The organism is Streptomyces cyaneochromogenes, from assembly GCF_003963535.1.
GTDB lineage: Bacteria > Actinomycetota > Actinomycetes > Streptomycetales > Streptomycetaceae > Streptomyces > Streptomyces shaanxiensis.
In genome coordinates this window covers 8564848-8583095 of sequence record NZ_CP034539.1, presented here as the reverse complement: position 1 = coordinate 8583095, position 18248 = coordinate 8564848, and the positions used below count along the sequence as shown (strand labels likewise).

Annotated in this window: 13 protein-coding genes and 1 riboswitch; of the genes, 11 read left to right on the top strand and 2 right to left on the bottom strand. The window is 71.7% G+C overall.

Annotation, left to right across the window (positions count from 1 at the left end; translation table 11 throughout):
- Window positions 1-19: 19 nt before the first annotated feature.
- The 3 genes from rox (at window position 20) to EJ357_RS38790 (ending at window position 3506) form a co-directional block, all read left to right on the top strand.
- Complete coding sequence (rox, locus tag EJ357_RS38800) at window positions 20-1447, top strand: rifampin monooxygenase (protein ID WP_126396320.1); 1428 nt, start codon at window positions 20-22, stop codon at window positions 1445-1447.
- 131 nt (window positions 1448-1578) lie between these two features.
- Window positions 1579-3087 (top strand): APC family permease, encoded by a 1509-nt coding sequence (locus EJ357_RS38795; RefSeq protein WP_126396319.1) that lies wholly within the window; start codon window positions 1579-1581, stop codon window positions 3085-3087.
- Window positions 3088-3089: 2 nt separating this feature from the next.
- Entirely contained in the window at window positions 3090-3506 is a 417-nt protein-coding gene (locus EJ357_RS38790; protein ID WP_126396318.1) for a universal stress protein, read from the top strand.
- A 13-nt stretch (window positions 3507-3519) separates the two neighbouring features.
- Here EJ357_RS38790 and EJ357_RS38785 read toward each other — a convergent pair whose 3' ends face one another.
- Entirely contained in the window at window positions 3520-4956 is a 1437-nt protein-coding gene (locus EJ357_RS38785) for a short-chain fatty acyl-CoA regulator family protein (RefSeq protein WP_126396317.1), read from the bottom strand.
- Between the two features lie 292 nt (window positions 4957-5248).
- On the opposite strand from EJ357_RS38785, the gene aceA reads away from it, so the two are divergent.
- The 4 genes from aceA (at window position 5249) to metE (ending at window position 11802) form a co-directional block, all read left to right on the top strand.
- Window positions 5249-6532: an isocitrate lyase gene (gene aceA, locus EJ357_RS38780; protein ID WP_126396316.1), complete on the top strand. Its 1284-nt coding sequence runs from the start codon at window positions 5249-5251 to the stop codon at window positions 6530-6532.
- Between the two features lie 93 nt (window positions 6533-6625).
- Window positions 6626-8224, top strand: coding sequence for a malate synthase A (aceB, locus tag EJ357_RS38775; RefSeq protein ID WP_126396315.1), 1599 nt, complete (start codon window positions 6626-6628; stop codon window positions 8222-8224).
- The gene (locus EJ357_RS38770) at window positions 8221-9093 is read left to right on the top strand and encodes a 3-hydroxybutyryl-CoA dehydrogenase (RefSeq protein ID WP_126396314.1); all 873 of its coding nucleotides are present in this window, start codon (window positions 8221-8223) and stop codon (window positions 9091-9093) included. The genes aceB and EJ357_RS38770 overlap by 4 nt, the downstream gene beginning before the upstream one ends.
- A riboswitch (cobalamin riboswitch) is annotated at window positions 9092-9330 on the top strand. It overlaps the preceding gene by 2 nt.
- A gap of 153 nt (window positions 9331-9483) precedes the next feature.
- Complete coding sequence (gene metE, locus EJ357_RS38765) at window positions 9484-11802, top strand: 5-methyltetrahydropteroyltriglutamate--homocysteine S-methyltransferase (protein ID WP_126396313.1); 2319 nt, start codon at window positions 9484-9486, stop codon at window positions 11800-11802.
- Window positions 11803-11911: 109 nt separating this feature from the next.
- Here the strand turns inward: metE and EJ357_RS38760 are convergent, their stop codons facing one another.
- Window positions 11912-12940, bottom strand: coding sequence for a heme/hemin ABC transporter substrate-binding protein (locus EJ357_RS38760; RefSeq protein ID WP_126396312.1), 1029 nt, complete (start codon window positions 12938-12940; stop codon window positions 11912-11914).
- An 84-nt stretch (window positions 12941-13024) separates the two neighbouring features.
- Between EJ357_RS38760 and EJ357_RS38755 the strand changes: the two genes are divergently transcribed.
- The 4 genes from EJ357_RS38755 to EJ357_RS38740 all read left to right on the top strand — a co-directional run bounded on the left by EJ357_RS38755 (window position 13025) and on the right by EJ357_RS38740 (window position 18244).
- Window positions 13025-13810 carry a hypothetical protein gene (locus tag EJ357_RS38755; protein WP_126396311.1) on the top strand — a complete coding sequence of 262 codons (786 nt, stop codon included), beginning with the start codon at window positions 13025-13027 and terminating at the stop codon, window positions 13808-13810.
- Between the two features lie 38 nt (window positions 13811-13848).
- Complete coding sequence (locus EJ357_RS38750; RefSeq protein ID WP_126396310.1) at window positions 13849-14796, top strand: hypothetical protein; 948 nt, start codon at window positions 13849-13851, stop codon at window positions 14794-14796.
- A gap of 193 nt (window positions 14797-14989) precedes the next feature.
- A complete protein-coding gene (locus EJ357_RS38745) occupies window positions 14990-15565 on the top strand; it encodes a neocarzinostatin apoprotein domain-containing protein (RefSeq protein WP_228472744.1) in 576 nt (191 codons plus the stop codon).
- Between the two features lie 84 nt (window positions 15566-15649).
- Window positions 15650-18244, top strand: a complete 2595-nt coding sequence (locus EJ357_RS38740; protein WP_126396309.1) for an immunoglobulin domain-containing family protein — start codon at window positions 15650-15652, stop codon at window positions 18242-18244.
- Window positions 18245-18248: the final 4 nt, after the last annotated feature.

The following is an 18248-nucleotide window of genomic DNA, read 5'->3' as shown; positions in this document are numbered from 1 at the left end:
CCGTGGACAGGGGGTTCTGATGATCGACGTGATCATTGCCGGTGGCGGACCGACCGGCTTGATGCTGGCCTGCGAGCTGCGGCTGCACGGTGTGCGGGTGGTCGTGCTGGAGAAGGAGGCCGAGCCGACCAAAGTGGTCCGCGCGCTCGGCCTGCATGTGCGCAGCATCGAGGTGATGGCCCAGCGCGGTCTGCTGGACCGGTTCCTCGCGCACGGCCGGCAGTTCGCGGTCGGCGGATTCTTCGCCGGCATCAGCAAAGGGTGGCCCGACCGGCTGGACACCGCGCATTCGTACGTCCTCGGCATCCCGCAGCCCATCGTCGATCGTCTGCTGGCCGAGCGCGCCACGGAGCTCGGGGCCGAGATCCGGCGCGGCAGCGAACTGGTCGGACTGAGCCAGGACGACCACGCGGTGACCGCGGAGCTGGCCGACGGCACGCGGCTGGGCTCGCGCTACCTCGTCGGCTGCGACGGCGGCCGCAGCACGGTGCGCAAGCTGCTCGGCGTCGGCTTCCCCGGCGAGCCGAGCAGGGTCGAGACGCTCATCGGCGAGATGGAGGTGGCCGCGGCGCCGGAGACCGTGGCGGCCGTGGTCGCCGAAGTCCGCGAGACCCAGAAGCGGTTCGGCCTCGCGCCTTTCGGCGAGGCGGTGTACCGCGTCGTCGTGCCCGCCGAAGGAGTCGTCGAGGACCGCACGCTCGCGCCGACCCTCGACGAGGTCAAAGAACGGCTGCGGGCGGTCGCCGGCACCGACTTCGGCGTGCACTCACCACGCTGGCTGTCCCGTTTCGGCGACGCCACCCGGCAGGCCGAGCGGTACCGGGTCGACCGGGTGCTGCTGGCCGGCGACGCGGCGCACATCCACCCGCCGACCGGCGGTCAGGGTCTCAACCTGGGCATCCAGGACTCGTTCAACCTCGGCTGGAAACTGGCCGCCGAGGTCAACGGCTGGGCGCCGGAGGGGCTGCTGGACAGCTACCACACCGAACGGCACCCGGTGGCCGCCGACGTACTGGACAACACCCGCGCGCAGATGCAGCTGATGTCCACCGAGCCGGGACCCCAGGCGGTGCGGCGGCTGCTGTCGGAGCTGATGGACTTCGACGAGGTGAACCGCTATCTGATCGAGAAGATCACGGCGATCGGCGTCCGCTACGACTTCGGCGGGGGACACGAACTGCTCGGCCGGCGGCTGCGGGACGTGGAACTGAAACGGGGGCGCCTGTATGAGCGGATGCACGGCGGCCGCGGACTGCTGCTCGACCGGACCGGGCGGCTGTCGGTGGCGGGCTGGGCGGACCGGATCGACCACGTCGTCGACGTGAGCGAGGAGCCGGACGTGCCTGCCGTACTGCTGCGGCCGGACGGCCATGCGGCGTGGGTCGGTGAGGATCAGGAGGGTCTGCTCGGCAAGCTGCCGCAGTGGTTCGGCGCCGCGACGGGCTGAGCACACGTGTGATCGGCCGCCGGTCGTGGGGTGGGCACACGGGTGATACACCCCGCGACCGCACGGCAGAGCCCCGCCGGACCCCATGCATCCCTGTTTGATGAGGTCACCCACGACCGAAGCGAGGGAGCATGGCCGACGGCACCACGGACACCCGCCCGCCCGGCGGGCTGAAGGCCAACGCGATCGGGTTCGTCGACGCGCTCGTCATCGGGCTGAACTCCACCTCGCCCGCGTACTCGCTGGCCGCGGCGATCGGCCCGGTCGTGGCCCTCGTGGGTGTCTACGCGCCCGGCGTCATGCTCGCGTCGTTCGTGCCGATGCTGCTGATCGCGTCGGCGTTCTACTACCTCAACAAGGTCGACCAGGACTGCGGGACGACCTTCTCGTGGGTCACCCGGGCGATGGGTCCGTGGGCGGGATGGCTCGGCGGCTGGGCCATCACGATGACGGGGGTCCTGGTGGTCGGTTCGCTGGCGGACGTGGCGGTGACGTTCGCCCTGCTGGCCTTCGGACTCGACAGCTGGGTCGAGAACGAGTTCGTGCGCCAACTGCTCACGGTGCTGCTCATCCTGGTGATGACGGCCGTGTGCGTCATCGGCACGGAGGTGTCGGCCCGGGTGCAGAACATCCTCATCCTGGCGCAGGTCGCCTGCCTGATCGCGTTCGCCGTGGTGGCGCTGTACCGGGTGTACGCCGACACCGGCACGCTCGACTCCACCGACCCGTCGATCAGCTGGCTGGACCCGTTCGGGGCCGGCGGCGCCGAGCTGACCGCGGGTCTGCTGCTGGGCGTGTTCATCTACTGGGGCTGGGAGTCGGCGGTCAACCTCACCGAGGAGGTCGAGGACTCCGCCACCGCGCCCGGCAAGGCGGCCGTGTGGTCGACGGTCATCCTGTTGGTGACCTATGTGTCGGTCGCCTACGCGGTCGTGGCCTACGCCGGACCGGCGTTCCTGGCCGAGAACGCCGAGGAGGAGGAGTTCATCTTCGCCCTGCTGGCCGAGGAGGCGATGGGCGGCTGGGACTGGGTCGTGCTGCTGGCGGTCTCGACCTCGGGCCTGGCCTCGACGCAGACGACGATCATCCCTGCCTCCCGGACGGCGCTGTCCATGGCACGCCGGCACGCGCTGCCGGACCACTTCGCCCACATCCATCCCCGGTTCCGCACCCCCGACGTGAGCACGTGGTGGGTTGCCGGCATCGCCATCGCCTGGTACCTGGCCGTCCGCCAGATCAGCGAGAACGCCCTCTTCGACTCACTGACCGCGCTGTCCCTGCTGATCGCGTTCTACTACGCCCTCACGGGCATCGCGTGCGCGGTCTACTACCGCCGTCATCTCACCGAGAGCCTGCACCACTTCGTCCTCATCGGCCTCGGTCCCCTGGTCGGCGCCGGACTGCTGGTCTGGCTGCTGGTCGAGTCGGTCGGCGACATGTCCGACCCCGCGAACTCCTACAGCGGCGTCTCGTGGTTCGGGCTCGGTCCCCCGCTGGTCATCGGCATCGGTATCGCCCTCGTGGGTGTGGTCCTCATGGTCGTGTGGCGCCTGACGGCGCCTGTCTTCTGGTCGGAGCGGCCGGAGGTCGCCGACCCCGATCTCGTCCACGGCCAGCCTCACGGCGACAAGGAGCGCTGAACATGTCGGTCGTTCTCGGATACGACGAGTCCCCCGGAGCGGTCCGCGCACTGCGCGTCGCCATCGAGGTGTCGGCCGCGTTCGGTGAGCGGCTCGTGCTGGTCTACGGCGCCGCGGCACCGGGATCCGTCGGCGAGGAGTACGCGGCTCACCGCGACGCCCTCCACGAGGCCGGACGCGCCGCGCTCGGTCACGCGGTCGAAGCGGCCGAGGAGGCCGGGGTACGGACCACCGTGGAGATCATCGACGCGAAACCCGCCGAGGCGCTGATCAACGCCGCGGCGCGCCATGCAGCGAGGTGCATCGTGGTCGGCAGCTGGGGCGAGAGCCCTCTTCGCGGTGCCCTGCTGGGCTCCACGCCGCACAAACTGCTGCATCTGTCGCCCGTCCCGGTGCTGTGCGTGCCCACGGAGTCCTGAGTCCGCCCCCCGGTCATCCGGACCCGTCGCGCTCCACCGGATAGGGCACGAACGTGCTGCTGTTCTGGTCGATCCGCAGTGGACGCCCGAGCGGTGGCGCGGCCCGCTGGGGGCAGTCGAGGCGCTCGCAGACGCGGCAGCCCATGCCGATCGGGGTGGCCGCGGAGGCGTTGGTGAGGTCCAGGCCCGCGGAGTAGACGAGGCGATGGGCGTGGCGGATCTCGCAGCCCAGTCCGATGGCGTAGGTCCGGCCGGGCTCGCCCCAGCCACCGCGGTGCCGGGTGACCGCGCGGGCCGTCCACAAGTACCGCTGTCCGTCCGGCATTTCGGCGATCTGGACGTGGATCCGGCCGGGCGCCGCGAACGCCTCGTAGACGTTCCACAGCGGGCAGGTGCCGCCCGCCCGGGAGAAGTGGAACCCGGTGGCCGACTGCCGCTTGGACATGTTCCCGGCCCGGTCCACCCGCACGAAGGAGAAGGGCACGCCGCGCAGCCGAGGGCGCTGGAGGGTGCTCAGGCGGTGGCAGACGGTCTCGTAGCCGAGACCGTAGCGGTCGGTGAGTCGTTCGATGTCGTAGCGCACCTCCTCGGCCGCCGTGTGGAAGGCGGTGTACGGCAGGATCAGCGCGGCGGCGAAGTAGTGGGCGATGCCGATGCGGGCCAGCGCGTGGGCCGTCGAGCCGGGCGGGAAGTCCTCGGCGGCCTGGCGGTCGAGGGCGTCGCCGTATTCGAGGAGGGCCAGCTGGGTCGCCATGCGGAAGGCCCGCCGGCCGGGGCGCAGGCGGGTGGAGAGGTGGAGGGTGCGGGTCGTCGGGTCGTAGTGGTGGAGGCGGGCGCCGGTCTCGTCGTGGTGGAGGTTGCCCCCGGTCCCGGTGGCCAGGCGGACGCCGTGCGCGTCGGCCAGTCTCGTCGCGAGGGCGCCGAGGACCTCGCCCGGGCGGATGCCGATCTCGCCGGCGAGGCGTTCGGCCGCGAGGTCGGTCTCGTGCAGGTAGTTCTGGCGACGGTAGAAGAAGTCCCGGATCTCCTCGTGCGGTGAGGACGCGGCACCCCGATCGCCTTCGCGGCCGTCCGCCGCTCCGGCGAGCCGCTCGGACAACCGCTGGTTGCGGCGGCCCAGTTCGAGCAGGACCTGTGCCACCGCGGGCATCCGCGAGGCCAGTTCGGCGAGGTCGGACGGCGCCACCCGGGATTCGGCGAGCTCCCCCGCGAGCGCCTCGCGCAGGTCGGCCACCAGGCGCGTCGTGTCGCGCTCGGAGAAGAAGCCGGGGTCGACGCCGAAGGCCTCGGTCAGGCGCAGCAGGACCGGGACGGTGAGCGGGCGGGAGTCGTGCTCCATCTGGTTCAGATAGCTGGGCGAGATGCCGAGGACGCGGGCCAGCTCGGCCTGGCTCATCCGGCGTTCCTCGCGCAGCCGCCGCAGGCGGGGCCCCGCGTACGTCTTGCTCACCGCGTGTTCCTCCGTGTCCGGGTGCCGATCAGCGTACGCGAACCGGTCCGCCCCGCACCCTTCGCAAAGTTGGCAGAAGGCGGGCGGAAGATTCGCAGAAGTTGGCAAGCGGCCATGGTTGATGGCACTCAGTGCCAGTGCCAGAGTTTCGGTGCGGCCCGCCGAACACCGGCGATCACCGGCAGACATCGCCCGGATCAGCATTGCTCACCTTCGCTCCCCCTGGGCGGCGGGCGGGCCGCACTCCCATTTACAGACACGCAGTGCCATTCCTGAGGAGACGGTGACAGTCATGGCAGAAGCGAGCACGCAGGCGGCCGAGGAACTCGCCCGGCGCTGGGCCACCGAGCCGCGCTGGCAGGGCATCGAGCGCACGTACAGTGCCGAGGACGTCGTACGGCTCTCCGGCAGCGTCCGTGAGGAGCACACCCTGGCCCGGCGCGGCGCCGAGCGGCTGTGGCGGCAACTCCACGAGCGGGACTATGTCCACGCCCTCGGGGCGCTCACCGGCGGCCAGGCCGTCCAGCAGGTCAGGGCCGGGCTCCAGGCCGTCTACCTGTCCGGCTGGCAGGTCGCCGCCGACGCCAACCAGGCCGGGCACACCTACCCCGACCAGAGTCTGTACCCGGCCAACTCCGTTCCCCAGGTGGTCCGTCGGATCAACAACGCGCTGCTGCGCGCCGACCAGATCGCCACCGCCGAGGGCGCGGGTGACACCACGGACTGGCTCGCGCCGATCGTCGCCGACGCCGAGGCCGGGTTCGGCGGTCCGCTGAACGCCTTCGAGCTGACCAAGGCGATGATCGCGGCGGGGGCCGCCGGCATCCACTACGAGGACCAGCTCGCCTCGGAGAAGAAGTGCGGTCACCTCGGCGGCAAGGTCCTGGTGCCGACCTCGCAGCACATCCGCACCCTCAACGCGGCCCGGCTCGCGGCCGACATCGCCGATGTGCCGACGGTGGTCATCGCCCGCACGGACGCCCTCGCCGCCAACCTGCTGACCAGTGATGTCGACGAGCGCGACGCCGAGTTCGTCACCGGCGAGCGGACGGCCGAGGGCTTCTACCGGGTGCGGAACGGGATGGCGCCGGTGATCGCCCGGGGCCTGGCGTACGCCCCCTACGCCGACCTCATCTGGGTCGAGACCGGGACGCCGGACCTCGCGCAGGCGCGGGAGTTCGCCGAGGCGATCCACGCCGAGTATCCGGACCGGATGCTGGCGTACAACTGCTCGCCGTCCTTCAACTGGAAGGCGGCGCTGGACGACGACCAGATCGCCAAGTTCCAGCGGGAGTTGGGGGCGATGGGGTATCGGTTCCAGTTCATCACGCTGGCCGGGTTCCACTCCTTGAACCACGGCATGTTCGACCTCGCGCGTGGCTATGCCGAGCACGGGATGACCGCGTATGTCGATCTGCAGGAGCGGGAGTTCGCCGCGCAGCAGCACGGGTTCACTGCCGTGCGGCATCAGCGGGAGGTCGGCACCGGGTACTTCGATCTGGTCTCGACCGCTGTCAATCCTGCCTCTTCCACCACCGCGCTTTCCGGGTCCACCGAGGAAGAGCAGTTCCACTAGGTCCGGTTCGTCGTCCGCGGGTGCGTGGGGGCTGGTCGCGCAGTTCCCCGCGCCCCTAAGGGGGTTTCCCTCATCCCGCGTCAGGAGAAGCCGATGTCTACCACCGCACTGACCCACCACGTCCGCGTCCTCGCCGCCGCCGAGCACCGGCATGACGAGATTCTCACGCCCGCCGCTGTCGACTTCGTCGGCCGACTGGCCGGCGCCTTCGGGGCGCGCCGTCGGGAGCTCCTCAAGGAGCGTCGCCGACAGGCCCTGCGCCTGGCCAGTGGCTCCCCGCTCGACTTCCCCATGGTCACCTCGGCCGTGCGCGCCGACCCGACGTGGCGAGTGGCGCCGCCGGCGCCCGGTCTGGCCGACCGGCGGGTGGAGATCACCGGCCCGCCCGAGCGCCGTATGACCGTCGACGCCCTCAACTCGGGCGCCCAGGTCTGGCTGGCGGACTTCGAGGACGCCACCGCGCCCACCTGGGACAACATCGTCTCCGGTCAGCTCAATCTGCTCGACGCCGTCAAGCGCCGGATCGACTTCACCACCCCCGAAGGCAAGGAGTACCGGCTCGGCGACCCCGACCGGCTCGCCACCATCGTCGTCCGTCCCCGCGGCTGGCACCTCGACGAGGAGCACCTGGAGTTCGACGGGCGGCCCGTGCCCGCCGCACTCGTCGACTTCGGGCTGTACTTCTTCCACTGTGCCCGGCGCCAGATCGACGCCGGCCGCGGCCCGTACTTCTGTCTGCCGAAGCTGGAGAACCGCTACGAGGCGCGGCTGTGGAACGACATCTTCGTCACCGCGCAGGAACTCCTCGGCATCCCGCGCGGCACGGTCCGCGCGACCGTCCTGATCGAGACGATCACCGCCGCGTTCGAGATGGAGGAGATCCTCTACGAGCTGCGCGAGCACAGCTCCGGTCTCAACGCGGGCCGCTGGGACTATCTGTTCAGCCTGATCAAGACCTTCGGCCACCGCACCGACTTCCTGCTGCCCGACCGGGCGAAGGTGACGATGACCGCCCCCTTCATGCGGGCGTACACCGAACTGCTCGTCCGTACCTGCCACAAGCGGGGCGCCCACGCGATCGGCGGCATGGCCGCGCAGGTGCCGAGCCGGGACCCGGACGCGCAGGAGGCGGCGCCGGCCAAGGTGCGGCTGGACAAGGAGCGGGAGGCGGAGAACGGCTTCGACGGGTCGTGGGTGGCCCACCCCGGGCTGGTGCCCTTGTGCCGCGAGGTGTTCGACGGTGTCCTCGGCGACCGGCCGCACCAGATCGACCGTACGCGCGACGACGTGGACGTCAGCGCCGCCGACCTGCTGTCGGTGCGCCGGGTCAGCGGTCCGCCGTCGCCCGAGGGCGTGCGCGCCGACATCGCCGTCGCCCTGCGCTACTTCGCGGCATGGCTGCGCGGGCAGGGGGCCGTGGCGCTGTACGGCCTGATGGAGGACGCGGCCACCGCCGAGATCGCCCGGGTGCAGATCTGGCAGTGGCTGCGGCACCGGGTCATCGACCGGGAGACGGTGCTGCGGCTGCTCGACGACGAGCTCGTGGCGCTGGGCGCCGAGTACCCGTGGGCGCCCCTCGACGACATCCGTGCGCTCTTCGAACGCAACGCCCTGGCGGGCGAGTTGCCGCAGTTCTTCACGCCGGACGCGTACACACGGCACCTCGTGCGGCGGACGGAGGCCGTGGCATGAGCGGGGGCATCAGGCGTGTCGGGGTGGTCGGGGGCGGGCAGATGGGCGCCGGGATCGCCGAGGTGTGCGCACGGGCCGGGCTCGACACGGTGGTGTGCGAGGCCGACGCCACGGCCGCCCGCGCGGCCCGTGAGCGGGTGGCCGCCTCGCTGGACCGTGCCGTGCGGCGGGGGAAGCTGGAGGCGGCCGCAGCGCGGGAGGCCTTGGAACGGCTGGTCTTCACGGGCGAGTTGGCGGACCTGGCCGACCGGCAGCTGGTCGTCGAGGCCGTCATCGAGAACGCCGACGCCAAGCTGGAGGTGTTCGCCGCGCTGGACAAGATCGTCGAGGATCCGGCGGCCGTGCTGGCGACGAACACCTCCTCCCTTCCCGTGATGCGGCTCGGCATGGCCACGAGCCGCGCCGACCGGGTCGTGGGCCTGCACTTCTTCAACCCGGTGCCCGTGCTGCCGCTGGTGGAGGTGGTGACCACCCTGCACACGGCGGCGGAGACGGTCACCGCCGTGGAGGACTTCGCCACCGGGGCCCTCGGCAAGACGGTCGTCCGCTCCCGGGACCGCGCGGGTTTCGTCGTCAACGCGCTGCTCGTCCCGTATCTGCTGGCGGCGGTCCGCATGGCGGAGTCCGGCTTCGCCACCGCCGCCGACATCGACGCCGGCATGGAGCTGGGCTGTGCCCACCCCATGGGGCCGTTGAAGCTGGCGGACCTGATCGGCCTCGACACCGTCGCCTCGATCGCCGAGTCGCTCTACGACGAGTTCCGGGAACCCCTCTACGCCCCTCCCCCGCTGCTCCAGCGGATGGTGGAGGCGGGGCTGCTGGGCCGGAAGACCGGGCGGGGGTTTCACATGTACAGCCACGACATTTAGGGTTGCCGGTGCAGCTGGTTCGCCCCGTCAGCCAGGCGGGACGCGTCGTAAGAGGGAACCCGGTGGGAATCCGGGACTGCCCCGCAGCGGTGAGTGGGAACGACCGCCGTCATACGCACTGGGTCCGACGTACCGGGCCTGGGAAGCGACGGCCAGTAGGTGTCCGTGTCCCGTACGAGTTCGTACGCCACGGATGTGCCCGCGAGTCCGAAGACCTGCCAACTGCCCGTGCGCGGACGGATCCGCGCGCGGAATCCCGGTGACCTCGAGGGCGGGTCGGCGTGCACACCGAACGGGCGGCCACGGGGCCGTTGCCGTCCGGTCCGGCACCCTTCGCGCTCTCGTCCCGTCCCCGGGATCTCAGGGAATCATCTCGCGAAGGAGATCTCCGTGACCACCAAGTCCGCAGCCGCGGCAGCACGGACCACCGTGTACGGCTACCCCCGCCAGGGCCCGAACCGGGAACTGAAGAAGGCGATCGAGGGCTACTGGAAGGGCCGCGTCACCGCCGACGGGCTCCGGTCCACCGCCGCCGACCTGCGCCGGGCCAACTGGCGGCAGCTGGCCGAGGCCGGCATCGACGAGGTCCCCACGGGTGACTTCTCGTACTACGACCACGTCCTCGACACGACCGTCATGGTCGGCGCCGTCCCCGACCGGCACCGGGACGCCGTCGCCGCCGACCCGATCGACGGGTACTTCGCGATGGCGCGCGGCACCAGGGACGTCGCGCCGCTGGAGATGACGAAGTGGTTCGACACCAACTATCACTATCTGGTCCCGGAGTTGGGCCCGGAGACGGTGTTCGCGGCCGACTCCGCCCAGCAGGTCGCCGAGTTCGAGGAGGCCGTGGGGCTGGGGCTGACCGCCCGGCCGGTCCTGGTCGGGCCGCTCACCTATCTGCTGCTCGCCAAGCCCGCCCCCGGCGTGCCCGCGGACTTCGAGCCGCTCACCCTGCTGGACCGCCTCCTGCCGGTGTACGCCGAGGTCCTCGCCGACCTGCGCGCGGCCGGCGCCGAGTGGGTGCAGCTCGACGAGCCCGCCCTGGTCCAGGACCGCACCCCGGCCGAGCTGAACGCCGCCGCCCGCGCCTATCGTGAGCTCGGCGCCCTCACCGACCGGCCGAAGCTGCTGGTCGCCTCGTACTTCGACCGGCTCGGCGAGGCACTGCCGGTGCTGGCCAAGGCTCCGGTGGACGGGCTGGCGCTGGACTTCACCGGGTCCGCGGCCGCCAATCTGGAGGCGCTCGCGGCCGTCGGCGGACTTCCCGGCAAGCGGCTGGTCGCCGGGGTCGTGTCCGGGCGCAACATCTGGGTCAACGACCTGTCGAAGTCCCTCGCCACCCTCGGCACCCTGCTGGGCCTGGCCGACCGGGTCGACGTGTCGGCGTCGTGCTCGCTGCTCCATGTGCCGCTCGACGCGTCCGCCGAGCGGGACATCGAACCGCAGATCCTGCGCTGGCTCGCTTTCGCGCGGCAGAAGACGCGGGAGGTCGTGACCCTCGCCAAGGGCCTCGCCCAGGGCACCGACACCATCGCGGCCGAACTCGCCGCCAACCGCGCCGACCTGGCCTCCCGCGCGGGCTCTCCGGTCACCCGGAATCCGGACGTCCGGGCCCGTGCCGCCGCCGTCACCGGGGCCGACGCGCGCCGCTCCCGGCCGTACGCCGAGCGGGCCGCCGCGCAGCGCGCCCACCTCGGTCTGCCGCTGCTGCCGACCACCACCATCGGCTCCTTTCCGCAGACCGGCGAACTGCGCACCGCACGAGCCGACTTGAGGGCGGGGCGCATCGACACGGCCGGCTACGAGGAGCGGATCAAGGCCGAGATCCGCGAGGTGATCGCCTTCCAGGAGAAGGCCGGACTGGACGTCCTGGTGCACGGCGAGGCCGAACGCAACGACATGGTCCAGTACTTCGCCGAGCAGCTGACCGGCTACCTCGCCACCCAGCACGGCTGGGTGCAGTCCTACGGCACCCGTTACGTCCGTCCGCCGATCCTGGCCGGCGACATCTCCCGGCCCGCGCCGATGACCGTGCGCTGGACGTCGTACGCCCAGTCCCTGACCTCCCGCCCGGTCAAGGGCATGCTCACCGGCCCGGTCACCATGCTCGCCTGGTCGTTCGTCCGCGACGACCAGCCGCTGGCCGACACCGCCCGCCAGGTCGCGCTCGCACTCCGGGACGAGGTCAACGACCTTGAGGCGGCCGGGACTTCGGTCATCCAGGTCGACGAGCCGGCCCTGCGGGAGACCCTGCCCCTGCGCGCCGCGGACCGTCCGGGCTATCTGTCCTGGGCCACCGAGGCGTTCCGGCTCACGACCGGCGGGGTACGCCCGGACACCCAGGTCCACACCCACATGTGCTACGCCGAGTTCGGCGACATCGTCCAGGCCATCGCCGATCTGGACGCCGACGTCATCAGCCTGGAGGCCGCCCGCTCCCATATGCAGGTCGCCCGCGAGCTGGCCGCCCACGGCTATCCGCGCGAAGCGGGGCCGGGTGTCTACGACATCCACTCGCCGCGCGTGCCGGGCGGGGAGGAGGTGGCGGAACTGCTGCGCACCGGGCTGAAGGCGATTCCCGCCGAGCGGCTGTGGGTCAACCCCGACTGCGGCCTGAAGACCCGTGGCTGGCCCGAGACGCGCGCCTCGCTGGAGAACCTGGTCGCCGCGGCCCGTAAGGTGCGCGGCGAGCTGTCTCCGTCCTGACCGACGGCCGGCGGGAGGGGGCGGGCCGAAGTACGGGCCGCCCCCTGCCGGTTCAGGTCGTGGCCCGGGGAGTGCCAGGGTCGCCATTTACTAAAAATGTGAACTTTCCTCACGTTTGATGGATGCGATCCACCAGGATGTCGATCACCAACGACGTCCGCGGCCCGTAACCCAGCAGCACCCCGTCCTCCATGTCGACGACCCGGCGGTTCATCCCCGCCGGCGTCTGGCCGATCCCGGGAATCTGCACGAGGCCGTCGATGCCGCCCACGGACTCCAGCCCCTTGGTCATCATCAGGATCACGTCCGGCTGCGCCCGCACCAGGGCCTCACTGGTGATCGGCGTGAACGGCTTGTCCAGCCCGGCCTCCTTGCCCGCGTCCACCGCCCCCGCGGCCTCGACGAGCGAGTCGGCGCCCGAGCCCTTGCCGCCGATCAGATAGACGGCCGCACTGCCGCGCATGTACAGGAAGGCGACCTTGGGCCTGCTGCCCTTGGGTACGGCGGCGCGGGCGGCGGCGAGTTCGTCGTTCATGCGCTTGTTGAGGGCCTTGCCCGCCTCGGGAACGCCGAGCGCCTCGGCGATGCGCGTGGTGCGGGTGGTGACATCGGAGAGCTCGGTGGCCGGGTCGAGGACGACGACGGGGACGCCGGCGTCGCGGATCTGGTCGATGGCCTCCTTGGGCCCGGTGTCGGTGTCGGCCAGGACGACCGTCGGCCGCAGCGAGAGCACGCTCTCCGCGCTCACGTCGTGCGCCTTGGTGACCTGCGGGAGCTCCTCCGCCTCGGCGAAGGTGGCGGTGATGTCCCGGCCGACGACGTGGTCGCCGAGGCCCAGCGTGAACACGATCTCGGCGACACCCCCGTTGAGCGGCAGGATGCGGGAGGCGTCCTCGACGGTCACCTCGCGCCCGTCGGAGGAGTCGACGGTGACCGGCAACTCCGGGGTGGGCGGCTCCCCTTGGAGCGGCACGAGGGTGTTCTTCGCGAGCTGCTTCTCGGCCGCGGCGGCGCGTTCGCTCGCGGAGACGGCGGCCGGGGCCGAATCGTCCGGCGCGCTCCCGCCCCCACCACAGGCGCCCGTGAGCAACGCGAGCGTCAGACCAAGGACTGCGAGGCGTCTTCGGGATGCGCGCATGGGTTTCCTTTCGTCTCTCCTGGCATACAGCTGGGCAATACTTTAGGTTAGGCTTCCCTTAGTTGCTTCTGGTGGGGGTGTTCCATGGCGTGGGCAAGTGGCCTGCACCGTAAGGAAGTTGGACCGCTACTCGGGTTCGCGGGCGCGGCAGCCCTGCTGCTTTCGGCCGTCGGCCCCGCCTCTGCGGCGGGCGGCTCGGCGACGGGCCCCGAGGGTCAGAAGCTCACCGTCTCCAAGTCCTCGGGACTCGACGCGGGCGGCGAGACGGTGACCGTGACCGGCTCGGGTTACAACACCGAGAAGGGCATCTACGTCGCCTTCTGCGTGGACAACGGCGCCGGAAAGACCCCCACGCCCTGCGTGGGCGGAGTGGACATGTCCGGCGAGTCCGGGGCGTCCGCGTGGATCTCCTCCAACCCGCCGTCGTACGGCGAGGGGTTGGCGAAGCCGTACAAGGGCAGCGGCCACAAGGGCTCGTTCAGCGTGCGGCTCACCGTGCGCGCCAAGGACGCCAACACCGACTGCACCGAGTCCGGCGTGAAATGCGCCGTCATCACCCGCAACGACCACACCCGGGGCGGCGACCAGAGCCAGACCGTCCGGATCCCGGTGACCTTCGGCGGCAGCGGCGCGGGCACGTCGAGCGGCGACGGCGCCACGGCCACGCCTGCCACGACGGCCGGCGCGAGCACGACCGGCGGTGGCGGCACGGGCAGTTCGGGCGACGGCACCGAGAAGGCGTCCGACGGGCCACTGGCCGGCACCGGCTCCATCGCCCTGACGGCCGGAGCGACGGCGGCGGGACTGGTCGCGGCCGGCACCGGAGCCTGGTTGTGGGCCCGCAGGCGGCGAGCGGCGAACGCGGCCTGACCCGCACTCGACCTCACACTCCGGAAGGAGACCTGAAGATGGCGAAGAGACCCGGCGCCGCCTCCGTGACGGGCGGCGTGCTGCTCGCGCTGATGTGTCCGGGCGCCGCGACCGCACAGGACGGGGACGCGTTCACGCGCGAGGTGTCCGGCGGATACGCGAGCTGGAACACCGCGCCCACCGAGTTCGACGACCAGGGCGTCGCGCTCGACGTGACCGAACCCGCCGTACGAGGTTCCGCGGACCGCGCCTGGTTCCCGGCGACCGGCGGCGGCGCGGCTGCCGAAACCGGCGACGCGGACGTCGAGTTGGGCGGCTCGGCCCTGCTGGCCTCCTCCGCCGCCACCCGGCCACTGCCCCTCGGTGGGCTGCGGCTGCGCCTCGACGGCGACGCGGGCGCCCTCTACGCACGTACGGCCGTCGACGGCACATCCCGCGAACTCGCCCTGGCCGACGTACGGTCCGGCGCCGCACCCGTCGTACGGACGAGCGGCGTGACCTGGACCGGCCTGCGGGCATCGCTCACACAGGACGGGGCGGCGCTGCTGTCCGAGTGGAGCGGAGCGGAGTTCGCGGCGGGGGACGCGTTCGGGGTGCTGGACCTGACGGTGGGGACCGGCGACGGAACGGCCGAAGCCGCACCGGAGGAGACACCGCGCCCGACCCCCACCGCCCCGGGGGAGAAACCCGCGGCGGCCACGCCCCAACGGGCGTCGACGACCCCTTCCGCAACCGTCACTCACCCCACCCTCGCCCCCGGCGCCGAACAGCAGGTCACCGGCACGGGATTCGAACCCGGCGAAGTCGTCCTGGTCGCGATCGACGACGACACCCGGTACCAGGCGGTGGCCGACGAGGCGGGGCGGATCTCCCGCACGTTCCCGGTGTACGGCACCGCCACCGAGGGCGCGCACACCGTCGAGCTCTCCACGGTGGCCGGGAAACGCGCGGCGGTCGCGGACTTCGGCGTGCGAGCGCGGGCGTAGCACATGCGCAACGAGGAGCGGGCGGCACAGCCCGCTCTTCGGCATGCCCAAATCCCTTGCTGCATAAGGACGTTGGGCTTTTGCACTCCGTTGACAAACACCCGAAGTTCGTACTTAGGTTTGCCTTACCTAACCCCCCGCTGGCGTCTCGCCCACATCGAGACGCCACACCGAGAAAGGTGAACAGCTCACCATGAGACCCGTTCCCTCCGCCCTCCCCCACTCTCGAATTCGCTCGAGCAGGGGGACCCCCCTCGCCGCCCGCGCCGCTCTCGCCGTGACCGCCTCCGCCGCCCTGACCCTGGGCCTGGCCACCTCGGCCTCCGCCGCCTCCTCGACCCGCACGGTCACCGACGGCGGCACCACCTACAACCTGTCGCTGACCTCCCCCGCCACGGCCACCGCGGCAGGCCAGGTCATCACCGTCTCCGGCTCCGGCTACAACACCGGCCAGGGCATCTACGTCGGCCTGTGCGTGGTCGACGGGGAGCAGGGCGCGAACAAGCCGACCCCGTGTCTGGGCGGTCAGGACGAGGACGGCTCCACCGGTGCCTCGCACTGGGTCAACAACACCTTCGGCGGCCTGTTCGCCAACAGCTCCAAGTTCGGCACGGGCGGCACCTTCAGCGTGCGGATCTACGTCAAGGCCACCCTCGAAGACGGCAGCGTCTGCGGCCAGACCGTCGAGTGCGCCGTGGTGACGCGGGCGGACCACTTCGACAGCGCGGACCGCAAGTACGACGTCCACGTCCCGATCGCCTTCCAGTAAGCGCCCGTCAGGCCGGGCCCACACCGACGGGCCCGGCCCTCGGTATCCCCGGGGTGCCGGGCGCCCCGAGGAGTGAGGACCCCCATGACCGACGAACCCAGACCGCCGTCCGAGGCCCGACGCCGGCTCAGACGCCCCGCGGCACTCCTCGGCGCCGCCGCGCTCGTGGCCGCGGCCGTCACGCTCGGCTCCACCGCGCAGGCCTCCGACACACCGAAGACCGCCCTCGGCAAGGACGGCCAGAAGCTCACGGTCTCCGCCTCCGCGAACCTCGACCCGGACGGCGAGACCCTCCGCGTCACCGGCGAGGGCTACGACGACACCAAGGGCATCTACGTCGCCGTCTGCAAGGACAACGGCGACAACCGCATCCCCACCCCGTGCCTCGGCGGCGCCGACCAGAGCGGCAGCAGCGGCTCCTCGGTGTGGATCATCCCCAAGGACGCCCCGGACGAGGGCGCGGGGACGGTCGCGATCCCGTGGGGCGACGGCGGCACCTTCGACGTCGAGCTGAAGGTCAAAGCGAAGGACAGCGGGCTCGACTGCCTCCAGGTCGCCTGCTCGGTCGTCACCCGCGTCGACCACAACGGCACCGGCGACCGCTCCCAGGACGTCCGGATCCCGATCACCTTCGAGGGCCAGGACCCGGGGGACGGAGACGGCGACGGCGTGGACGTCCCGCCAGGCACCGTCAGCTATGTGCGGTCGGCCGAGCTCACCACCGCCGGGCGCCCCCTGGACCTGTTGCTGCACCCCGACTCCGGGAAGCTGTACGTCGGTTCGGACAACATCGTCGACACCGCGGACATCGCCGAGCAGGGCCTGTACGCCCTCGACCCGAAGGACGGCAGGCTCCTCAGCCACATCGCCCAGGCCCCGGGGGCCGGCGGCACCATGGCCAACCGGGTGGTCCGGCAGATCGTCGCACCCCTGTCCGGCGACGGGGTCGTCTTCCACTACCCGCTGCGCGGCATCGGCACCGCCAAGGACGGCGACAGCGCCGCCGGCGGCGTGTGGCTCACGGGCGCCACCGTCACCGGCACAGGACCGGGCGCCCGGGCCTCCACCACCCTGGTCGCCCAGGGCGCTGCCCTCTCCGAGATCGAGACCGCCACCGGCACCGTCAGGCGCACCACCACCGTCGAGGGCGGCAGCCTGCTCGCCGTGGACGCCGCACGCGGCGCCGCCTGGTCCGTCGGCACCAATGAAGGCAAGAAGGTGCTGCGCCGGATCGACACCGGCTCCTTCCAGGCCACCGCCACGGCCGAACTCCCCGCCGACGCCCCGGTCTTCTTCGTGGAGGCGGACCCGGCCACCGGCAACGTCTGGCTGAGCAGCGGTGACACGGTGCTCGTCTTCGACAAGGACGCCAAGCCGGTGGCCACCCTGCCGGGCAAGGACCGGCCTCAGGCGGCGGCCTTCGACAAGACCTCCGGGCGGGCCTTCGTCCTCCGCGAGGACTACGGCACCGCCGACGAGGGCGCGGACAACAACGGCTCCCTGCAGATCCTCGACAGCACGACCTTCGAGCAGACGGCCGAGCCCGTCGCGCTGCCCGGCAGCCGCGCGGTCAACGGCTACGCGGGCATAGCCGTCGCACCGGGCGCCGGCTCCCTGTACGTCACCAAGCAGGCGGAGAGCAAGGTCCTCAAGCTCGACGTCCGGGTCTCCCCCAAGGTCACCCAGTCCCCCACCGACCAGACCGCGGCCCCAGGTGACGAGGTCACCTTCGTCGCGGCGGCCGAGGGCACCCCGGAGCCGACCGTGCGCTGGCAGGTCAGCCCGGACGGCGGCCAGACCTGGTCGGCCGTCGAGGGCGCGACGAAGAACGCGTACACCTTCACCGCGAAGGCGGGCCAGGACGGCTACGAGTACCGCGCCGAGTTCACCAACTCCGTGGGCACGACCCGGACTTCACCGATCACGCTGACCGTGAAGGCGGCCTCCGGCGACGGCGGCAACGGGGGCGGCGACGACGGCGCGGACACCGAGCCCTCCGGCTCCAAGACCGTCACCGGCCCCAACGGCCAGAAACTCACCGTCACCCCGGTCAACAGCCTCGCCACCGAGGACCAGGCGCTGAAGATCACCGGCTCCGGCTACGACTCGAAGAAGGGCATCTACGTCGCTCTCTGCGTCGACAACGGCGCCGGTGAACTGCCCACGCCGTGCATCGGCGGCGTCGACATGACCGGCGGATCGCACTCCTCGGCGTGGATCTCCTCCAACCCGCCCGACTACGGGGAGGACCTGGCGATCCCGTACGGCGACGGCGGTACCTTCGAGGTCGAGCTGACCGTCGACGCCAAGGACGAGTACACCGACTGCTTCAAGGCCAAGTGCGTCCTGGCCACCCGGGGCGACCACACCCTCTCCGGCGACCGCTCCCAGGACGTGAAGGTCCCGGTCAGCTTCGTCGGCCAGGACCCGGTGGACACCGACGACGGCACCGGCGGCACGGGCGGGAACGGCGACTCCGCCGGTACGGGCACCACGGGCGGCAGCACCGGCGGCACGGGGTCGGGGTCCACCACGGCCGGATCCGGGGGCACCGGCACCTCCACCGCGGGCGGCAGCCTCGCCTCCACCGGCGTCACCGTGCTCTCCGTCGCCGCGATCGCGGCGGCACTGCTCGCCACCGGCTGGGTGGCGTACCGCAGGGGACGAGGCATCAACTGACCGC

What these genes read in the sequence shown, in the direction of transcription:
- rox (WP_126396320.1), top strand. Translation starts at nt 20, where the DNA reads ATGATCGACGTGATCATTGCCGGTGGCGGACCGACCGGCTTGATGCTG.
- EJ357_RS38795 (WP_126396319.1), top strand. Translation starts at nt 1,579, where the DNA reads ATGGCCGACGGCACCACGGACACCCGCCCGCCCGGCGGGCTGAAGGCC.
- EJ357_RS38790 (WP_126396318.1), top strand. Translation starts at nt 3,090, where the DNA reads ATGTCGGTCGTTCTCGGATACGACGAGTCCCCCGGAGCGGTCCGCGCA.
- aceA (WP_126396316.1), top strand. Translation starts at nt 5,249, where the DNA reads ATGGCAGAAGCGAGCACGCAGGCGGCCGAGGAACTCGCCCGGCGCTGG.
- aceB (WP_126396315.1), top strand. Translation starts at nt 6,626, where the DNA reads ATGTCTACCACCGCACTGACCCACCACGTCCGCGTCCTCGCCGCCGCC.
- EJ357_RS38770 (WP_126396314.1), top strand. Translation starts at nt 8,221, where the DNA reads ATGAGCGGGGGCATCAGGCGTGTCGGGGTGGTCGGGGGCGGGCAGATG.
- EJ357_RS38760 (WP_126396312.1), bottom strand. Translation starts at nt 12,940, where the DNA reads ATGCGCGCATCCCGAAGACGCCTCGCAGTCCTTGGTCTGACGCTCGCG.
- EJ357_RS38755 (WP_126396311.1), top strand. Translation starts at nt 13,025, where the DNA reads ATGGCGTGGGCAAGTGGCCTGCACCGTAAGGAAGTTGGACCGCTACTC.
- EJ357_RS38750 (WP_126396310.1), top strand. Translation starts at nt 13,849, where the DNA reads ATGGCGAAGAGACCCGGCGCCGCCTCCGTGACGGGCGGCGTGCTGCTC.
- EJ357_RS38745 (WP_228472744.1), top strand. Translation starts at nt 14,990, where the DNA reads ATGAGACCCGTTCCCTCCGCCCTCCCCCACTCTCGAATTCGCTCGAGC.
- EJ357_RS38740 (WP_126396309.1), top strand. Translation starts at nt 15,650, where the DNA reads ATGACCGACGAACCCAGACCGCCGTCCGAGGCCCGACGCCGGCTCAGA.